13 protein-coding genes are annotated in these 16,307 nt (G+C 71.9%); 7 read left to right on the top strand and 6 right to left on the bottom strand.

The window, feature by feature from the left end; genetic code table 11:
* The first annotated feature begins 315 nt into the window (after nucleotides 1-315).
* A complete protein-coding gene (locus tag ACWC97_RS22600; RefSeq protein WP_450651171.1) occupies nucleotides 316-951 on the top strand; it encodes a hypothetical protein in 636 nt (211 codons plus the stop codon).
* Between the two features lie 53 nt (nucleotides 952-1,004).
* Here ACWC97_RS22600 and ACWC97_RS22595 read toward each other — a convergent pair whose 3' ends face one another.
* The 3 genes from ACWC97_RS22595 to ACWC97_RS22585 all read right to left on the bottom strand — a co-directional run bounded on the left by ACWC97_RS22595 (nucleotide 1,005) and on the right by ACWC97_RS22585 (nucleotide 3,255).
* Nucleotides 1,005-1,346 (bottom strand): lysine transporter LysE, encoded by a 342-nt coding sequence (locus ACWC97_RS22595; protein ID WP_450651169.1) that lies wholly within the window; start codon nucleotides 1,344-1,346, stop codon nucleotides 1,005-1,007.
* 266 nt (nucleotides 1,347-1,612) lie between these two features.
* A complete protein-coding gene (locus ACWC97_RS22590; RefSeq protein ID WP_352276806.1) occupies nucleotides 1,613-2,323 on the bottom strand; it encodes a chitinase in 711 nt (236 codons plus the stop codon).
* A 224-nt stretch (nucleotides 2,324-2,547) separates the two neighbouring features.
* Complete coding sequence (locus tag ACWC97_RS22585) at nucleotides 2,548-3,255, bottom strand: SMI1/KNR4 family protein (protein WP_352276808.1); 708 nt, start codon at nucleotides 3,253-3,255, stop codon at nucleotides 2,548-2,550.
* A 324-nt stretch (nucleotides 3,256-3,579) separates the two neighbouring features.
* On the opposite strand from ACWC97_RS22585, the gene ACWC97_RS22580 reads away from it, so the two are divergent.
* Entirely contained in the window at nucleotides 3,580-4,257 is a 678-nt protein-coding gene (locus ACWC97_RS22580) for a hypothetical protein (RefSeq protein ID WP_450651167.1), read from the top strand.
* A gap of 220 nt (nucleotides 4,258-4,477) precedes the next feature.
* Here ACWC97_RS22580 and ACWC97_RS22575 read toward each other — a convergent pair whose 3' ends face one another.
* Both ACWC97_RS22575 and ACWC97_RS22570 read right to left on the bottom strand, forming a co-directional pair.
* Nucleotides 4,478-6,025 carry a serine/threonine-protein kinase gene (locus ACWC97_RS22575; RefSeq protein WP_450651165.1) on the bottom strand — a complete coding sequence of 516 codons (1,548 nt, stop codon included), beginning with the start codon at nucleotides 6,023-6,025 and terminating at the stop codon, nucleotides 4,478-4,480.
* Between the two features lie 344 nt (nucleotides 6,026-6,369).
* Complete coding sequence (locus tag ACWC97_RS22570) at nucleotides 6,370-9,723, bottom strand: S41 family peptidase (RefSeq protein WP_450651163.1); 3,354 nt, start codon at nucleotides 9,721-9,723, stop codon at nucleotides 6,370-6,372.
* Between the two features lie 263 nt (nucleotides 9,724-9,986).
* On the opposite strand from ACWC97_RS22570, the gene ACWC97_RS22565 reads away from it, so the two are divergent.
* Nucleotides 9,987-10,559 carry a TetR/AcrR family transcriptional regulator gene (locus ACWC97_RS22565; protein ID WP_352276814.1) on the top strand — a complete coding sequence of 191 codons (573 nt, stop codon included), beginning with the start codon at nucleotides 9,987-9,989 and terminating at the stop codon, nucleotides 10,557-10,559.
* A 207-nt stretch (nucleotides 10,560-10,766) separates the two neighbouring features.
* A complete protein-coding gene (locus tag ACWC97_RS22560) occupies nucleotides 10,767-13,001 on the top strand; it encodes an MMPL family transporter (protein ID WP_352276815.1) in 2,235 nt (744 codons plus the stop codon).
* Nucleotides 13,002-13,110: 109 nt separating this feature from the next.
* Here the strand turns inward: ACWC97_RS22560 and ACWC97_RS22555 are convergent, their stop codons facing one another.
* Nucleotides 13,111-13,434, bottom strand: a complete 324-nt coding sequence (locus ACWC97_RS22555) for an SsgA family sporulation/cell division regulator (protein WP_352276816.1) — start codon at nucleotides 13,432-13,434, stop codon at nucleotides 13,111-13,113.
* Between the two features lie 201 nt (nucleotides 13,435-13,635).
* Between ACWC97_RS22555 and ACWC97_RS22550 the strand changes: the two genes are divergently transcribed.
* Genes ACWC97_RS22550 through ACWC97_RS22540 form a run of 3 tightly spaced genes read left to right on the top strand, consistent with a single transcriptional unit; the run spans nucleotide 13,636 to nucleotide 16,248 of the window.
* Nucleotides 13,636-14,691, top strand: a complete 1,056-nt coding sequence (locus tag ACWC97_RS22550) for an energy-coupling factor ABC transporter permease (protein ID WP_450651160.1) — start codon at nucleotides 13,636-13,638, stop codon at nucleotides 14,689-14,691.
* Nucleotide 14,692: 1 nt separating this feature from the next.
* Nucleotides 14,693-15,454 carry a cobalt ECF transporter T component CbiQ gene (gene cbiQ, locus ACWC97_RS22545; protein ID WP_352276819.1) on the top strand — a complete coding sequence of 254 codons (762 nt, stop codon included), beginning with the start codon at nucleotides 14,693-14,695 and terminating at the stop codon, nucleotides 15,452-15,454.
* A complete protein-coding gene (locus ACWC97_RS22540) occupies nucleotides 15,451-16,248 on the top strand; it encodes an energy-coupling factor ABC transporter ATP-binding protein (protein ID WP_352276820.1) in 798 nt (265 codons plus the stop codon). Before cbiQ ends, ACWC97_RS22540 begins: the two co-directional genes overlap by 4 nt.
* The last annotated feature ends 59 nt before the right edge of the window (nucleotides 16,249-16,307 follow it).

Genomic DNA, 16,307 nt, shown 5'->3' with positions numbered 1-16,307 from the left:
AAAGACGATCCCGTGGCTGTTTCCGAGCTTATCTCCGACCCTTGTGCGCCCGCAGCTCCGCGCGTTGCCCCGCCGAAGGCGAGGCCGGGTTACGGGAAGCGTTCCGTCCCGGAGGAACGACCGCCGTGTGAGGCCGACTTCGCGTTGCTGCCGGTGCGTGAGCGGCACATCGCCGGATACGTGACGGCCCTGGCGGAGGGTGCGGCGATGGACATCAAGTCGCTTGCGAAGTCTCTGCCGTTGTACGGGCAGGCGGCGGTGGGCAGTGCGTTACGGGCGCTGAGTGTGGCCGGGCATCTTCGCCGGGGGCGTTGCGTGAGTATCGAGGACGGTCAGGTCCGGTGGGTCACGCGTACGTTCTGGTCGCGGGTCGCCCACGACAACGAGTGGTGGACCGCCTTCCTTGCCGCCGAGAACCACCGAGCCACCCAACAGTCCAATCCCCAAGCCCCCGCCCCTTCGACGCCCGCCCCCGCCCCCGCTTCCGTACCCGTACCTGCCGCAGAGGTCCCGCAGCCGCGCGCCGTGGAGCCGGTGCCCCCGGTTCAGCCGCAGCCGCAGCCGCAGGGTGGCGTTCCCTCGCCCGCGTTCGCGGCGTTGGCGCGGCTGGGGCGGGTGGATTCCCGGCTGGCGTTGTCGGCGGCGGACTGTGCGGGGTTGGAGGGGCTGGTGGCCGAGTGGTTCGCGCGGGGTGTGGATGCCGACTACCTGACCCGGGCCCTGACGGCCGGGCTTCCCGATGCGGTCGGGTCTCCCTTCGGGCTGGTGCGCCGCCGTCTCCAGGACAAGCTTCCGCCCCACCTGCCCGTGACACCCACTCCGCCCGTACCGGCGGAGGCCCCGGTGCGCCGGGTGATGCCGGAGTGCACCGAGTGCGGCGTACCGGGAAGGCCCGAAGCCTTCCGCGACGGACTCTGCCGCCCCTGCCGCGAACCCGACCCCACCCCCTGAATCAACGCCATGACTTCGCTCACGGACGACTGAGTACAAGGAGCCAGGCGGTCTCACAGACAGTCGCAGTCCGTGGCGTAGAGCAGCAGGAACAGGGCCGTTGCAGCGGTCGCGGTGAAGCCGAAAGCGGTCACGGCGGCGAGGCCTCGACGGCGGCCCTTCGTGGGAGTACGGAAGGTCCGCCAGGCACCGTGGGCGAGGACGAGGCTGAGCAGGCCGGCCCCCGCGATGGTCAAGCGTGGACTGAAGGTCCAGCTCAGGTAGGCGATGAGAGCTAGACCGCCCAGCAGCGCGCAGGCGAGCAGGTTGAGGATCACCTCGGCGACGGCCTCTCCCACTGTGTCGATCAGGAAGTCGCCGATGCCTTTCGCTGCCCTGCGGTCTCTGAGAGGCACTGCTTATCCCTTCATCATCATGGCCACTGAACGAAAACTGAGCCAGAGCCGGTTGTCGTGGTCAAAGCCAACCAGGCCGTTGGCGCGACCTGTGGCGACCCCACGAGCCAGAGACGTTCGCTTGCCGTGTAGATGCCGGTGCCGCGCACCGCCTCCCGCACCGCCACGTCCCGCGCGTGGGAAGCGACGGGGAACATCGGAACGGACCGGCGCCGTGAGGCACCGGCCCGTACTGCCGGAGAATCCGTCGGACTACCCGCAGCTTCTCAGCAGGAGAGGTTGCCGCCCGGGTCGGTGCCCAGCACGGAGGCGAACTGCTTGTACAGGTTGATCCGGTCGTCGCGCTGGTCCGGGTTGTTGCCGTTGCACTCCAGGGCGCCGTTGATGGTGCGGATGGTCTCGCCGAAGCCCTTGTCGTTGACGATGGCGTCGTGCGCGGTCATCGTTCCGGCGCCGGACTGCGTGTTCCAGAACCAGAGGCCGGTCTTCCAGGCGACCGCCGGATCCTTCTCCACCTTGGACGGGTCGTTCAACAGGTCGATGCCGAGCGCGTCCCCGGCGGCCTTGTAGTTGAAGTTCCAGCTCAGCTGGATCGGGCCGCGCCCGTAGTAGGCGGCCTGACCGGCCGGGCAGCCGTAGGGCTGGGACGTGTCGCAGTAGTGCGGGTAGTTGGCGGTGTTCTGCTCGACGACGTACTTCAGCCCACCCGTCTCGTGGCTGACGTTGGCGAGGAACGCCGCCGCCTCACGCTTGCGGATGGTGTCGCTGCCCGAGTTGGCGAACTGCGGATACGCGCCCAGAGCATCGGTGAGACCGCTGTACGTGTAGAAGGCGTTCCGCGACGGGAACATCTGGTTGAACTGGGCCTCGCTGACCACGAAGGAGGCGGCGGAGGCCGATGACGCCTGACCGGCCAGAGCGAGCGTGCCGAGAACGGTGGCTGAGGCCATCATCGACAGAGTGCGGGAGAGCTTCATCGTGTTCCTCGGTTCGGCAGTGGGCGTTGGTGATTCAGGTGTGAACCACCTAGGTCATCGTGTTCGCCGATCCCGAGGCTCAACACAACGAAGGCCCGAAACCACCCGCACGTGCCACAGGCATACACAGAGCTGACGCGGCTTCGGGCCAATCGGTGAACAGGGCGGTCACCAGCCGCCCGCCAGGACACACCCGACGGAGGAACCGGATCGGGTGACGGGCCTCAGGCGGCTTCGCCCGGCACGCCGGTCCCGCCGTACCCGCCGGGACCGTCGAGTTCCTCGATCACGTCGGGGATGGGCGGCCTGGGCTCTCCCCAGATCAGCGCGCGCTCCCTGAACGACACGGTGCCCGGATCCTCCTCGTCGACCTCCCGGCCGTGCCGGTCGATCAGCCTCCCCTTCCCCGCCTCAAGTGCCTCGGCGGCAGCGAGGAAGAGCGCGCCGATGCTGCCCGGCTCGGTGAACTCCACACCGGACTCGGGGGTGAACGTGCCGAGGCGGCCGTGGGTTTCGTAGGTGGACCGGCAGTCGATGAAGTGGCAGCGGTTTGTGGTGGTGTCCATGGCGATCGGGGCGAAGCCGTGCTCCCACATCGCGGCGCCCTCCCCGTCCTCGGCCTCCAGGGAGCGCAGCTTGTACGTGCCGATCATCATCTCCACCACGGAGAGCGGACGGCATCCGGTGGGCAGGAAGAACACGGCCTCGTCCGAGGTCGGCGGCTCCATGGGCAGAAACGCCGAGGCCCCGTCGTGTCGCCGTAAGGACGCCACGATGGCGGGCGTGAACCGTAGGCCGAGCATCCGCTGCGCCTCGCGCAGAACCCCCTCGTCGACCGGGTCGTCCAGCGAGTACAGCGTCCGGGGCGCATGCCGCCCCAGCCACGCCTCGATCCGGTCCCATGCGACGTTGATCTGTTCCAGCTCGTTCATCGACTCTCCGGGGTGTTGCGGGTTCGGGATTCCTCGACCGGTCCGCCTTCACACGTGCTGTGCTCCGTGGACAAGGGACGAGGGAGAAGGGGCAAGGGGCAAGGGGCAAGAAATGCCTCAACGGTAGAGGCCTGCGCGGCAGTGTGTGACGTGTTCGTCACGGGTGGCAACGAAAGGGTGTATGGCGGGGCCCCTTGAGTGAGGGGGCGGGGCCGCCGCACCGAAGGCCGGGACGTGCAGGGGCGGGGAAGCGAAGTTCCGCCGTAACGGGCGTTCGTGGGAACGTAGTTGCCGTTGATGGTTCATACACGGACGGGGGATTGCATGAAGGCCGGGTACGTGCGCGTGGCGATGGTGACGGCGGCGGCGCTGATGGGGCTGACGGCGTGTGGCCATGGCTCGGACACGGGGGCCGACCCCGCACCGCCGCCTGCCGCCAAGCCGTCGCCGTCGCGGCCCGCGGAGTCCTCGACGCCCATGGCCGATCCGGACGTCGTGCTGCGGGGCGCGGACGAGTTGAAGCAGATGCTTCCCGCGCGCGGCGAGCTCATCGAGGGCTGGTCGACGTCGGGCGGTGCCGACGCGCTCCGGGCCGACCCGGTGGACGACGCCGAGGACGACTGCCTGATCGACCCGATTCCCTGCTCCGGTGCGCTGTTCACCGCCACGGGGGAGTACAAGGACGCCGCCGGGGTGGTCACCCACTCGGGCCTGGAGTCGTACGACAGCATCGAGCACGCGCGCGCCCGGTTCGCGGCCGCGGCGGCCGGTGGCGAGGGCGAGGTGAAGTCCGAGGGCGCGGCGGCCGGGAACGAGTCGCAGTACTTCACGCGCACCGCGAGCGGCGGCACGGACAACGTCGTCGTCTTCCGCGTCGGAACGGTCCTCGCCGAGGTCTTCGTGGAGGCCGGCGGGCCGAACCAGGTCCGAGAGGCGTCGGAGTTCGCCCTCTTCCAGGCCGAACGCCTACAGGCGCTGCTCGGCCGGAAGGCCACCGGCTGACCGGGGCAGCGGTCAACGGTTGGCGGGGCCGAGGGCGGTCAGGCGTTTCCCTCCCGCAGCGCGGCGACGGCCCGGGCGGCGGGCCTCACCCTGCACGCCGCCGCCGACGTGCCGCGTGCCCTTCGCTCACGCCGGGCTGACGTCACGCTGACGGCACCACCGCAACGGCGGCGGCCAACACGTGAGTTGTACCCTCACTCGGCCTGGGGTCGGAGCCCGGCTACGCGGTGTCCGGCTGGTGGCTCATGCGGCGGGTGGCGGTCTCGCGTACGCGGAACAGGGCGATGGCCAGGACCGTCACACCCAGGCTGACCGTCAGCGGCGGGACCAGCGCGAGATACGGGAACCGTACGTCCATCAGCACCAGGATCTCCGTGTTGAACACGGCGGCCGCGTTGAGCCCCAGGAACACGTAGCCCACCCCGCGCGTCCCGCGCCCCGAGCGAGGGGTGAGGGCGGCGGCCAGCACCAGCAGTCCCGCCAGGGCGGCCGAGGAACCGGCGCTGGTGATGTACGGGTGGAACTCGGCGTTCGGCGCGGCCGCCGTGACGTAGGCGCCGAACAGAAGGGTCGGCGGGAGGAAGCGGAAGAGCGCCGCCGCCTTGGCCCGCCAGTCGAGGAGCTGCACCCCCGCCCCGCCGGGCACCGCGAGCACCACGTAGCTGATGAACACGGCGGTGGCCAGGGTGATCATGCCGACGGCGGAGGAGATGTCCCGGGCGTCCCCGACCCCGTTCGTGTTGCCCACCGCCAGCGGGGTGCTCACCATCACCACCAGGAGCCAGACCCCGGCCGCGCGCCAGGTGCCTGCCGGGATCGGGTTCCTGGGCCGGGCGGGCGACGGAGTGGGCCGGGACGGCGGATATCTCAGCGTCGGCAGCGACGGGGCGAGGGAGTCGGAGGTCGGGGCGGCCGCCGGTCCGGGCACACGGTCCAGACGGCGCAGCGCGAGGGCCACCTCGGCGGCGGACGCGTACCGCTCGTCCGGGTCCTTGTGGAGGAGGGTGAGGACGAGGTCGTCCCAGGGCGCCGGGATGCCCGGGGCCACCGAGCTGGGGGCGGGCGGGTCCTGGCTGAGGTGGGCGGTGAGGAACCCCATCGCGTCCGGGGCGTCGAACGGCAGCCGCCCCGTGATGAGTTCGAAGAGCAGACAGCCCAGCGCGTACAGGTCGCTGCCCGGCACCGGGCGGCCCCGGGCCTGCTCGGGCGCCATGTACGGGGGCGTGCCCACGATGACACCCGTGCGGGTGAGCCGGTCGGAGGTCGCGTACGGGTCGGCGGCGCGGGCCACCCCGAAATCGAGGACCTTCACCGTCCCGGCGTCGGTGATGACGATGTTGGACGGCTTGATGTCCCTGTGCATGACGCCCGCCGCGTGCGCCTCGGCCAGCGCGTCGCACACCTGGGCACCCCAGCGGGCCGCCGCGACCAGCGGGACGGGGCCCCGGCCCAGCTTGGTCTCCAGGGTCTCGCCCTGGAGCAACTCCATCACCAGGAAGGGGGCGTCGCCGTTCTCCGTACCGCTCTCGCCGAGGTCGTGGACGGTCACCACGTTCGGGTGCTGGAGGCCGGCGGTGATCCGGGCCTCGCGCAGGAAGCGGGCCCGCGCCTCGCTGCCACGGCTGCCGCCCCCGGCGAGCAGGGAGATCACCTTGACCGCGACCCGGCGGTCCAGGGTCTCGTCCTGTGCCTCCCAGACCTCCCCCATGCCGCCCTCGCCGAGCTGACGCACCAGGCGGTAGCGGTTTCCCAGGAGTTGATCGCGCATCACGGTCCTCCCCGGTCCTGATCGTGTGGCTCTCCGCTCGTGGCGAATCACCCAACCCGATCATGTCACCCGTTCCGGGGCGATGTGGACAGGACGCGGAAGGCCCCGGCCCGGAGCGGAGCATCGGATTCCGCTGGGTCGGGGCCTTCTGTCCGAAACGGATCGGATGGGATCGAACGGGGCCGGGTGGGGCCGGAACCAGGCCGGTTCGGAAGGGGGCCCCCGGTCGGGCCGGCCGCAGACCGCCGCAGACCGCCGCGGGCTGTACCGGGCCGTCGCGCGGCCGCCCCGGGCCGTCGCGGAACGCCCCCGGCACCCCCCCCGGCACCCCCGGTCACCTCGGGCTATCTCGGGGGCAGGGGCGGGCGGCGGCGGTCCGGGACGTCCTCGTACGTGGGCGGGGCGGCCGCCGGTTGCGCGGCCAGCAGGTCCAGGGCGACGCGGACCGCGTCGTCGAGCACCGCGTAACGGCCCTCGGCCCAGTCGAGCGGGGTGCGCAGGGCCTCCAGATCCGGTTCGACGCCGTGGTTCTCGACGGACCACCCGTACGTGTCGAACCAGGCCGCGTTCATCGGCACGGTGATCACCGTGCCGTCGCCCAGCCGGGTCCGGCCGGTCATGCCGACCACCCCGCCCCAGGTCCGCTGGCCGACCACCGGGCCGAGCTTCAGCAGGCGGAACGCGGCGGTGATCATGTCGCCGTCCGAGGAGGTCGCCTCGTCGGCCAGGGCGACCACCGGGCCCCGGGGCGCGTTGGAGGCGTAGCTGACCGGCTGGGCGTTGCGGGTCAGGTCCCAGCCGAGGATGGTGCGGGTCAGCTTCTCCACCACCAACTCGCTGATGTGTCCGCCCGCGTTGCCCCGTACGTCGACGATCAGCGCGGGGCGCGACACCTCCATGCGCAGGTCCCGGTTGAACTGTGCCCAGCCCGATCCGCCCATGTCCGGGATGTGCAGGTAGCCGCACTTGCCGCCGCTCAACTCCCTTACGACCTCGCGGCGTTTGGCCACCCAGTCCTGGTAGCGCAGCGGGCGTTCGTCGACCAGTGGGACGATCGCGACCCGGCGGGGCCGCCCGCCGCCCTCCGCCGGGCGGAAGGTCAGCTCGACGGTGGTGCCGCCCGCCGCCGTGAGCAGCGGGTACGGGCCGGCGACCGGGTCGACGGGGCGGCCGTCCACATGGGTGAGGACGGCGCCCTCCCGGATTCCCGTACCGGCCAGCGGGGAGCGGGCCTTGGAGTCGGAGGAGTCGCCGGGCAGGATGCGGCGGACCGTCCACGCGCCGTCCCGGCAGACCAGGTTGGCGCCGAGCAGGCCGATCGCCCGCTGGTAGTGCGGCGGGCCCTCGTTGCGGCGGGCCGGGGACACGTACGCGTGCGAGGTGCCCAGCTCGCCCAGGACCTCGCGGAGCAGGTCGGCGAAGTCGTCGGGGGAGGCGACCCGGTCGAGCAGCGGGCGGTACTGGTCGAGCACGGCGTCCCAGTCGATGCCGCACATGTCCGGTTCCCAGAAGTACGCGCGGATGATGCGGCCGGCCTCGGCGTACGCCTGGCGCCACTCCGCGGCCGGGTCGACCTCGTGGAGGATGCGGCGCAGGTCCAGGTAGACGGTCGAGTCGCCGTCGCCGGGCTCGGTGGCGGGGACCGCGCGCAGCTCGCCCTCGTCCATGACGACCAGCCGGGTCGCGTCGCCGCTGACCGCGAACCAGTCGAGGTGGGCGACGAGTTCGGTCTTCCTGGCCTTGGAGATGTTGAAGTGTTCGAGGGTGGGGCGGCCCGACATGTCCGACGGGTTGGCGAAGGTCTCGCCGAGCGCGCCGGAGATCGGCCAGCGCAGCCAGACCAGTCCGCCGCCGCTCACCGGGTACAGGGCCGAGTACTTCGACGCGGAGACCGGGAAGGGCGTCACCCGGTTCTCCAGCCCCTCGAACTCGACGGTGACCGGCACCGTGCCCCCGCCCGTCTCCGGGAGGTCGTCGGCCGGGTCGAGCCCGCCCGCCGCCGGGCGCCCCTCCGGGGAGAGGGCGAAGGGGGAGGGCGTGGCGGAGGAGAGCGGCACGAGGTAGGGGCGGCAGCCCAGCGGGAAGGAGAGGTCGCCGGTGTGGACGTCGTACACCGGGTCGAAGCCGCGCCAGGAGAGGAAGGCGAGATAGCGGCCGTCGCCGGTGAAGACCGGGTTCTCGTCCTCGAACCGGCCGTTGGTGACGTCGACGATCACCGGGGCGCCGGTGCCCAGGATGCGGGCCAGCTTGATCTGGCGCAGGGAGCGGCCGATGCCGGGGTGCGACCAGGTGAGCCAGGCGCCGTCCGGGGAGAACGCCAGGTCGCGGACGGGGCCGTTGATGGAGCGGATCAGCTCGGTGGGTTCGCCGGGGGCGGCGGCCGGGGCTCCGGCGGTGCCTGGAGATTCCGGGGCGGCCGCGTCCCCCGCGCCCTCCGCCGCCATGGCCTCCTCGTCCGTCTCCAGGAGCAGCAGGCGGCCGTCGTTGGTGGCGATGGCCAGCCGTTCGCCCTCCGGGTCGGCGACCATCTCGTGCACCCGGCCGATCCGCCCGGAGGCCAGCCTGTGCGGCGCGCGGTCGCCGCTGGCGCGCGGCAGGTACGCGATCTCGACGGCGTCCTCGCCCTCGGCGTCCGTCACGTACGCGACCCGGCCGCTGCTGCCGAGCATCTCCGGCAGCCGGACGCGGACGCCCGGGGTGTCGGCGATGGTGCGGGCGGGGCCGTCGCGGTGGGTGAGCCAGTAGAGGCTGCCGCGCACGGTGACGGCGCTGGCCCGGCCCGTCTCGTCCACGGAGAGCGAGTCGACGTGGCTGGCGGCGGGCACCTGGTAGGGGCGCCGCCCGGTGCGCGGACCGCCGAGCCGGACCTCCAGCTTCCGGGGGACCGCGTCCGGCGAGGCCAGGTCGTCCACCAGCCACAGCTCGCCCGCGCACTGGTAGACGACCCGGTGGCCGTCGCTGGAGGCGTGGCGGGCGTAGAAGGCGTCGTGGTCGGTGTGGCGGCGCAGGTCGGTGCCGTCGTGGCGGCAGGAGTACAGGTTGCCGACGCCCTCGTGGTCGGAGAGGAAGGCGATCCGGCCGCCGACGAACATCGGGGAGGCGAGGTGGCCGCCGATGTCCGGCAGCAGCCGCTTGCCGTGCAGCCAGAGCCGGCCGGTCGCGCCGCCCCGGTACCGCTTCCAGGCGGCCGGTTCGTGCGGCGGGGTGCCGGTGAGCAGCAGGGTGCGCCGTTCGCCGTCCACGTCGCTGACCGCGATGTCGGAGACCGGGCCCCAGGGCAGCTTGCCGCCGGGGCTGCCGTCGGTGGGGACGCTGTAGGCCCAGGAGACGTACGAGAACGGCTGGCTGTGCGAGGACACGGCCAGGAGCTGGGCGGCGTCCCCGGCGTCGGGGGTCCAGCCGCAGACCCGGGTGTCGGTCGAACCCCAGTAGGTGAGCCGGCGGGCCGGTCCGCCGTCGACCGGCACGAGATGGATCTCCGGGTCGAGGCTGCGCCAGCTCGTGTACGCGATCCGGCTGCCGTCCGGGGAGAAGCGCGGGTGGCCGACCCTGGTCCGGTCGACGGTGAGCCGCCAGGCGCGGCCGGGCCGCTGTCCCTCGGGCGCGAGAGGGGCGACCCAGAGGTCGTCCTCGGCCGCGAAGCACAGCAGATCGTCGTGGAGGTGCGGGAAACGGAGATACGCGACGTCGTCACTCACCCTCCCATGCTTTCCGCGCTCAACGGCCCCGGCAACTCCTGGTGCGTGGTGTGTCGTAGCGCGGTGGGCCGGACCGCGGCGGGAACGCGGCGGCGGCCCCGCGGTGCGCGTCGCTTGTGGTGCGGAACACAAGCGAAACGATTTCGTTTCGCTCGGCGGGCGGGGTACCGTCGATGTGTACGAAACGGTTTCGTTCGATTGACTGGTGTGCGAGACCCGCCGCCGTACGAGGCCGCCGTACGCGTACGAGAAAGGAGGCCGACATGGCACGTACCCGGCTCACGCCCGAGCGCGAGAGCGAGCTCTACGCCGCCGTGCTCGACCTCCTGCGCGAGGTCGGCTACGACGCCCTGACCATGGACGCCGTCGCCGCTCGCACCCGTTCCAGCAAGGCCACCCTCTACCGCCAGTGGGGGAGCAAGCCCGAGCTGGTCGTCAAGGCACTGCGGCACAACAAACCGGTGTCCCTCGTGGAGATCGACACCGGCTCGCTGCGCGGCGACTTCCACGCCGTGCTGAGCCGCACCGACGACTGCCAGATGGAGAAGGACTCCGCGCTGATGCGGGGCCTGAGCCATGCCGTCCACGAGAATCCCGATCTGCACCAGGCCCTGCGCGACCTGCTGATCGAGCCGGAGATGACCGGTCTCGAACTGCTGCTGCGCCGAGCCGTGGACCGGGGCGAGGTGCGTCCGGACAACCCGGCGCTGAAATATGTGTCGCACATGCTGATCGGCGCTTTCGCCGCCCGGCAGCTGGTCGAGGACCGCTCCGTCGACCAGGCGTTCCTGATCGATTACGTCGACTCCGTGGTTCTCCCCGCCCTCGGAGTCTGACCCCGGACGCGCCCCGGCGCGGCCCGGTCCCCGGTCCTCCCGGGCCGTCCCGAGCGGTCCGGTCCCCCCGGACGTGCCCCGAGCGCGGTCCGGTCCCCGTACGACCTCACGACCCCTCCCCAGGTCCACCTGACACGCCGCTCTCGTCGTCGGGTCGGCACCGCACGCCCTTTTTTCCACCACGACCCGACCCGGGAGACCTCCTCCGTGGCCACATTCCTCTACCGCATCGGACGGCTCGCCTTCCGGCGCCGCCGGTACGTCGCCCTGATCTGGGTGGCGCTGCTGGCGCTCGCCGGATTCGGCGCCGCCACCGCGTCCACCCCCACCTCCAGCTCGTTCTCGATACCGGGCACGGAGGCGCAGCGCGCCTTCGACCTGCTGGAACAGCGTTTCCCCGGGGCCAGCGCCGACGGCGCGACCGCCCGGGTCGTCTTCAAGGCCCCCGAGGGCGAGAAGATGGCCGACCCGGCCAACAAGGCCGCGGTGGGCAAGGCGGTCGCCGAGCTGAAGTCGGGCTCGGACCAGGTCGCCTCGGTCAGCGACCCGTACACCGCGAACGCCGTCAGCAAGAACGGCTCCACGGCCTACGTCTCGGTCTCGTACAAGGTCAACTCGATGGAGCTGACCGACGCGACCCGGGACGCCCTGGAGGACGCGGGCCACGCGGCGCAGAAGAGCGGGATGACCGTGGAGATCGGCGGTGACGCGCTCCAGGTGATGCCGGAGACCGGTGCCACCGAGATCATCGGCGTCGCGATCGCGGCGGTGGTGCTGGTCATCACCTTCGGCTCGCTGGTCGCCGCCGGGCTGCCGCTGCTCACCGCGCTGATCGGCGTCGGCGTCGGCGTCTCGACGATCACCGCGCTGGCGAACGTGCTCGACCTGGGCTCCACCACCTCCATCCTGGCGATGATGATCGGCCTCGCGGTCGGCATCGACTACGCGCTGTTCATCGTCTCCCGCTACCGGGCCGAGCTGGCCGAGGGCCGGGAGCGCGAGGAGGCGGCCGGGCGGGCCGTGGGCACGGCCGGGTCCGCGGTGGTCTTCGCCGGGCTCACCGTCGTCATCGCGCTGGCCGGCCTCGCCGTCGTCAACATCCCGATGCTCACCAAGATGGGCTTCGCCGCGGCCGGCACGGTCGTGATCGCCGTCCTCATCGCGCTCACCCTGGTCCCGGCGGTGATGGGCTTCGCCGGGAAGCGGGTCATGGGCCGCAAGGCGCGCAAGGCGGAGGCGGCCGGGAAGGCCGCCGACGCCAAGCCGAACATGGGCACCCGCTGGGCCCGGTTCGTGCTGCGCCGCCCGGTGTGGGTGCTGCTCGTCGGCGTCCTGGGCCTCGGGGCCGTCGCCGTACCGGCCGCGTCCCTGGAGATGGGGCTGCCGGACGAGGGCTCCCAGCCCACCAGCACCACCCAGCGCCGCGCCTACGACCTGCTCTCCGAAGGGTTCGGCCCCGGCTTCAACGGGCCGCTGATGGTCGTCGTCGACACCGCGAACAGCTCCGACGGCAAGGTCGCCGCCAAGCGGGTCACCGACGAGATCTCCGGCATGAAGGGCGTCGTCGCCGTCACCCCGGCCCAGTTCAACAAGGCCGGCGACGCCGCGATGATCACCGTGGTCCCGAAGGACCGGCCGAGCTCCGTCGAGACGGAGAACGTCGTCCACGCGATCCGGGACGCGGGTCAGGACATCACGTCCGATACCGGCGCCGAACTGCTGGTCACCGGCTCCACCGCGATGAACATCGACTTCTCGCAGAAGATGAACGACGCCCTGCTGCCCTACCTGGCACTCGTCGTCGGTCTCGCCTTCCTCCTGCTGATGGTGGTCTTCCGCTCGGTGCTGGTGCCGCTGAAGGCGGCCCTGGGCTTCCTGCTCTCGGTGGTCGCCGCCCTGGGCGCGGTCGTCGCGGTTTACCAGTGGGGCTGGCTCGGCTCGCTCTTCGGGGTGGAGCAGACCGGTCCGATCATGTCGATGATGCCGATCTTCATGGTGGGCGTCGTCTTCGGCCTCGCGATGGACTACGAGGTCTTCCTCGTCACCCGGATGCGCGAGGCGTACGTCCACGGCGAGAAGCCCGGCCAGGCCGTCGTCACCGGCTTCCGGCACGGCGCCCGGGTCGTCACGGCCGCGGCCGTGATCATGATGGCGGTCTTCGCGGGCTTCATCGGCTCCAGCGAGCAGATGGTCAAGATGATCGGCTTCTCGCTCGCCATCGCCGTCCTCTTCGACGCCTTCGTGGTCCGGATGGCGATCGTGCCCGCCGTCCTCGCCCTGCTCGGCCACCGCGCCTGGTGGCTGCCGCGCTGGCTGGACCGGATCCTGCCCAACGTGGACGTGGAGGGCGAGGGACTGCGCAAGCAGCTCGACGAAACGCCCGGCGACGGCCCCGGTGACGGTGCCGGGGGCGGGGACGGGCGAGAGCTGGCCCGCGTCTGACCCTGCCACTGGTACGCCGACGGCCCGCACCCCGCCTCCCCGGCGCGGGTGCGGGCCGTCCGCGTGTCAGGCACCGCACGGGTACGGGTGCGTGCGGCCCGTCCGCGGGTCAGGCGTGCGTGCGGTGCAGGAAGCGGATCAGCGGGGCGCTGTCGAACTGCACCACCTCCACGCCCTCCGCCGAGTGCACCTCCACCACCAGCTGCGTACGCCCGCAGGGCCAGACCCGGACGCCGCCGCGCTCGGTGGGGGCGGTCAGCCCGCCCTCCAGCAGATCGCGGGCGAAGGCCCAGTCGGCGCCGCCCGGGAACGAGACATGGACGGTGCGCGGATCCTTCTCGGCGTCGTACAGCAGGTCGACCGGGACCGCCGGGAGGTCGGGGGTGTCGTTGACGAGCCAGGCGTCGGCCTGCTCACGGATCACGGGGGACATGGAACGACTCCTCGTGTTTGTACTACTTCGTCACCTAGTGTCCCCTATCTTCACCAATGATTTGCCGGGCGGCATGGCGGGCAGTCGTCGTACGTACGCTCTTGCGAAGTCTTCGCAATAAGGCCCTACTATTGAGCGGTTCACGACATTCCTGGTCGCGCCGTCCGTGGCGGCCCCGGACCTCAGGGAGCGGAGTCCTCCATGCATGTACCCGACGGATTCATCGACGCGCCCGTCTCCGCCGTCACCGGCGTGGTCGCCGCGGGCGCGGTCGCGGTCGGCCTGCGCGGGGCCCGGCGCGAGCTGGACGAACGGACCGCGCCGCTCGCCGGCCTCGTCGCCGCGTTCATCTTCGCCGTGCAGATGCTGAACTTCCCGGTCGCGGCCGGCACCAGCGGCCATCTACTGGGCGGGGCGCTGGCGGCGATCCTGGTGGGGCCGTACACCGGGGTCCTCTGCGTCACCGTCGTCCTGCTGATGCAGGGCATCCTCTTCGCCGACGGCGGCCTCACCGCGCTCGGCGTCAACGTGCTCGACATGGGCGTCGTCACCGTCGTCGTCGCGTACGCCCTCTTCCGCGGGCTGCTCACGGTGCTGCCGCGTACGCGCCGCTCGGTGACCGTCGCCTCGTTCGTCTCCGCGCTGGTCTCCGTGCCCGCCGCGGCCGTCGCCTTCACGCTGATCTACTGGGTCGGCGGCACCACCGACATCCCGATCGGCAAGGTCTTCACCGCGATGGTCGGCGTCCACGTCCTGATCGGCATCGGCGAGGCGCTGATCACCGCGCTGACCGTCGGCGCCGTCATCGCCGTCCGCCCCGACCTGGTGCACGGCGCCCGGGGCCTGGCCACCACCCTCAAGCTCCGGGTCGACGGCGAACTCGTCGACGCCCCCGCCCCCGCCCCCGCCCCGGCCGCCGCCCGCTCCCACCGCGGCCTGTGGGCCACCGGCCTGGTCACGGCGCTCGTCCTGGCCGGCTTCGTCTCGTACTACGCCTCCTCCAGCCCCGACGGCCTGGAGAAGGTCGCCGCCGACCAGGGCATCGACAAGAAGACCGAGGAGCACGCGGCGAAGGACTCCCCGCTCGCCGACTACGGCGTCAAGGACGTCGCCGACGCCCGGCTCTCCGGCGGCCTCGCCGGGGTCATCGGCGTCGGCGCCACCGTCGTCGTCGGCAGCGGAGTCTTCTACGTGCTCCGCCGCCGCCGCGCCCAGGACACCCCCGAGGCCCCCGCCCACGACAAGGAAACCGTCTGACATGGGCGCCGGGCACGCGCACAAGCTCTACCGGCACGGCCACTCGCCCGTCCACGCACTGCCGCCGCACTGCAAGATCGCCGCGGCCTTCTGCTTCGTCGTGGTCGTCGTCCTGACCCCGCGCGAGTCGGTCTGGGCCTTCGGGCTGTACGCGGCGCTGCTCGGCGCGGTCACCGCACTGGCCCGCATCCCCGCGGGCCTCCTGCTCAAACGGCTGCTCATCGAGGTGCCGTTCGTCGCCTTCGCCGTGCTCATGCCGTTCGTCGTGCCCGGCGAGCAGACCCACGTACTCGGCCTCTCCGTCAGCGTCCCCGGTCTCTGGGGCGCCTGGAACGTCCTGGCCAAGGGCACCCTCGGCGTCGCCGCCTCCGTGCTCCTCGCCTCCACCACCGAACTGCGCGAACTGCTCCTCGGCCTCCAGCGACTCAAGCTCCCGCCGCTCCTCGTCCAGATCGCCTCCTTCATGATCCGCTACGGCGACGTCGTCACCGACGAACTGCGCCGGATGTCCATCGCCCGCCGCTCCCGGGGCTTCGAGGCGCGCGGCGTACGCCACTGGGGGGTGCTCGCCAAGACGGCGGGCGCCCTGTTCATCCGGTCCTACGAACGCGGCGAACGCGTCCACCTCGCCATGGTCAGCCGCGGCTACACCGGCACCATGCCGGTCATCGACGAGGTGACCGCCTCCCGGGCCCAGTGGGCGCACGCCGCGGTGCTCCCCCTGCTCGCCCTCGCCGTCTGTCTGCTGGGATGGACCCTATGAGCCGACCCACCCCGTCCCCCCAAGCCGCCCCGTCCCCGGACGGAGCGCCGTCGCTGGAGGTCAGCGGCCTCGCCTTCGCCTACCCCGACGGCCACCAGGCCCTCTTCGGCGTGGACCTCACGGTCGGCCGGGGCGAACGCGTCGCCCTGCTCGGCCCCAACGGCGCCGGGAAGACCACCCTCGTCCTCCACCTCAACGGCATCCTCGACGCCGGCGCGGGCACCGTCCGGGTCGCCGGACTCCCCGTCGAGAAGAAGAACCTGGCCGAGATCCGCCGCCGCGTCGGCATCGTCTTCCAGGACCCCGACGACCAGCTCTTCATGCCCACCGTCCGCGAGGACGTCGCCTTCGGCCCGGCCGCCTCCGGGCTGCGCGGCGCCGCACTGGAGGAACGGGTCACCGAGGCGCTGACCCGGGTCGGGATGGCGGAGTACGCCGACCGGCCGCCGCACCACCTCTCCTTCGGCCAGCGCCGCCGCGTCGCCGTCGCCACCGTCCTCGCCATGCGGCCGGAGATCCTGGTCCTGGACGAGCCGTCCTCCAACCTGGACCCGGCCTCGCGGCGCGAACTCGCCGACATCCTGCGGTCCCTGGACGTCACCGTGCTCATGGTCACCCACGACCTGCCGTACGCCCTGGAGCTCTGCCCGCGCTCGGTGATCCTCAGCGACGGCGTCATCACCGCCGACGACCGCACCCAGGACCTCCTCTGCGACGACGAACTGATGCGCGCCCACCGGCTGGAGCTGCCCTTCGGCTTCGACCCGCGCTCGGTGACCGTCCGCCACGGGTGACCCGGTCCCCGCCCCACGCGCTCCGGCGTGCACCATGGGGGGATGAGCGGGAGCGCAGA

It is taken from the genome of Streptomyces sp. NPDC001108, from assembly GCF_053598535.1.
This window is presented reverse-complemented; position numbering and strand designations above follow the sequence as displayed.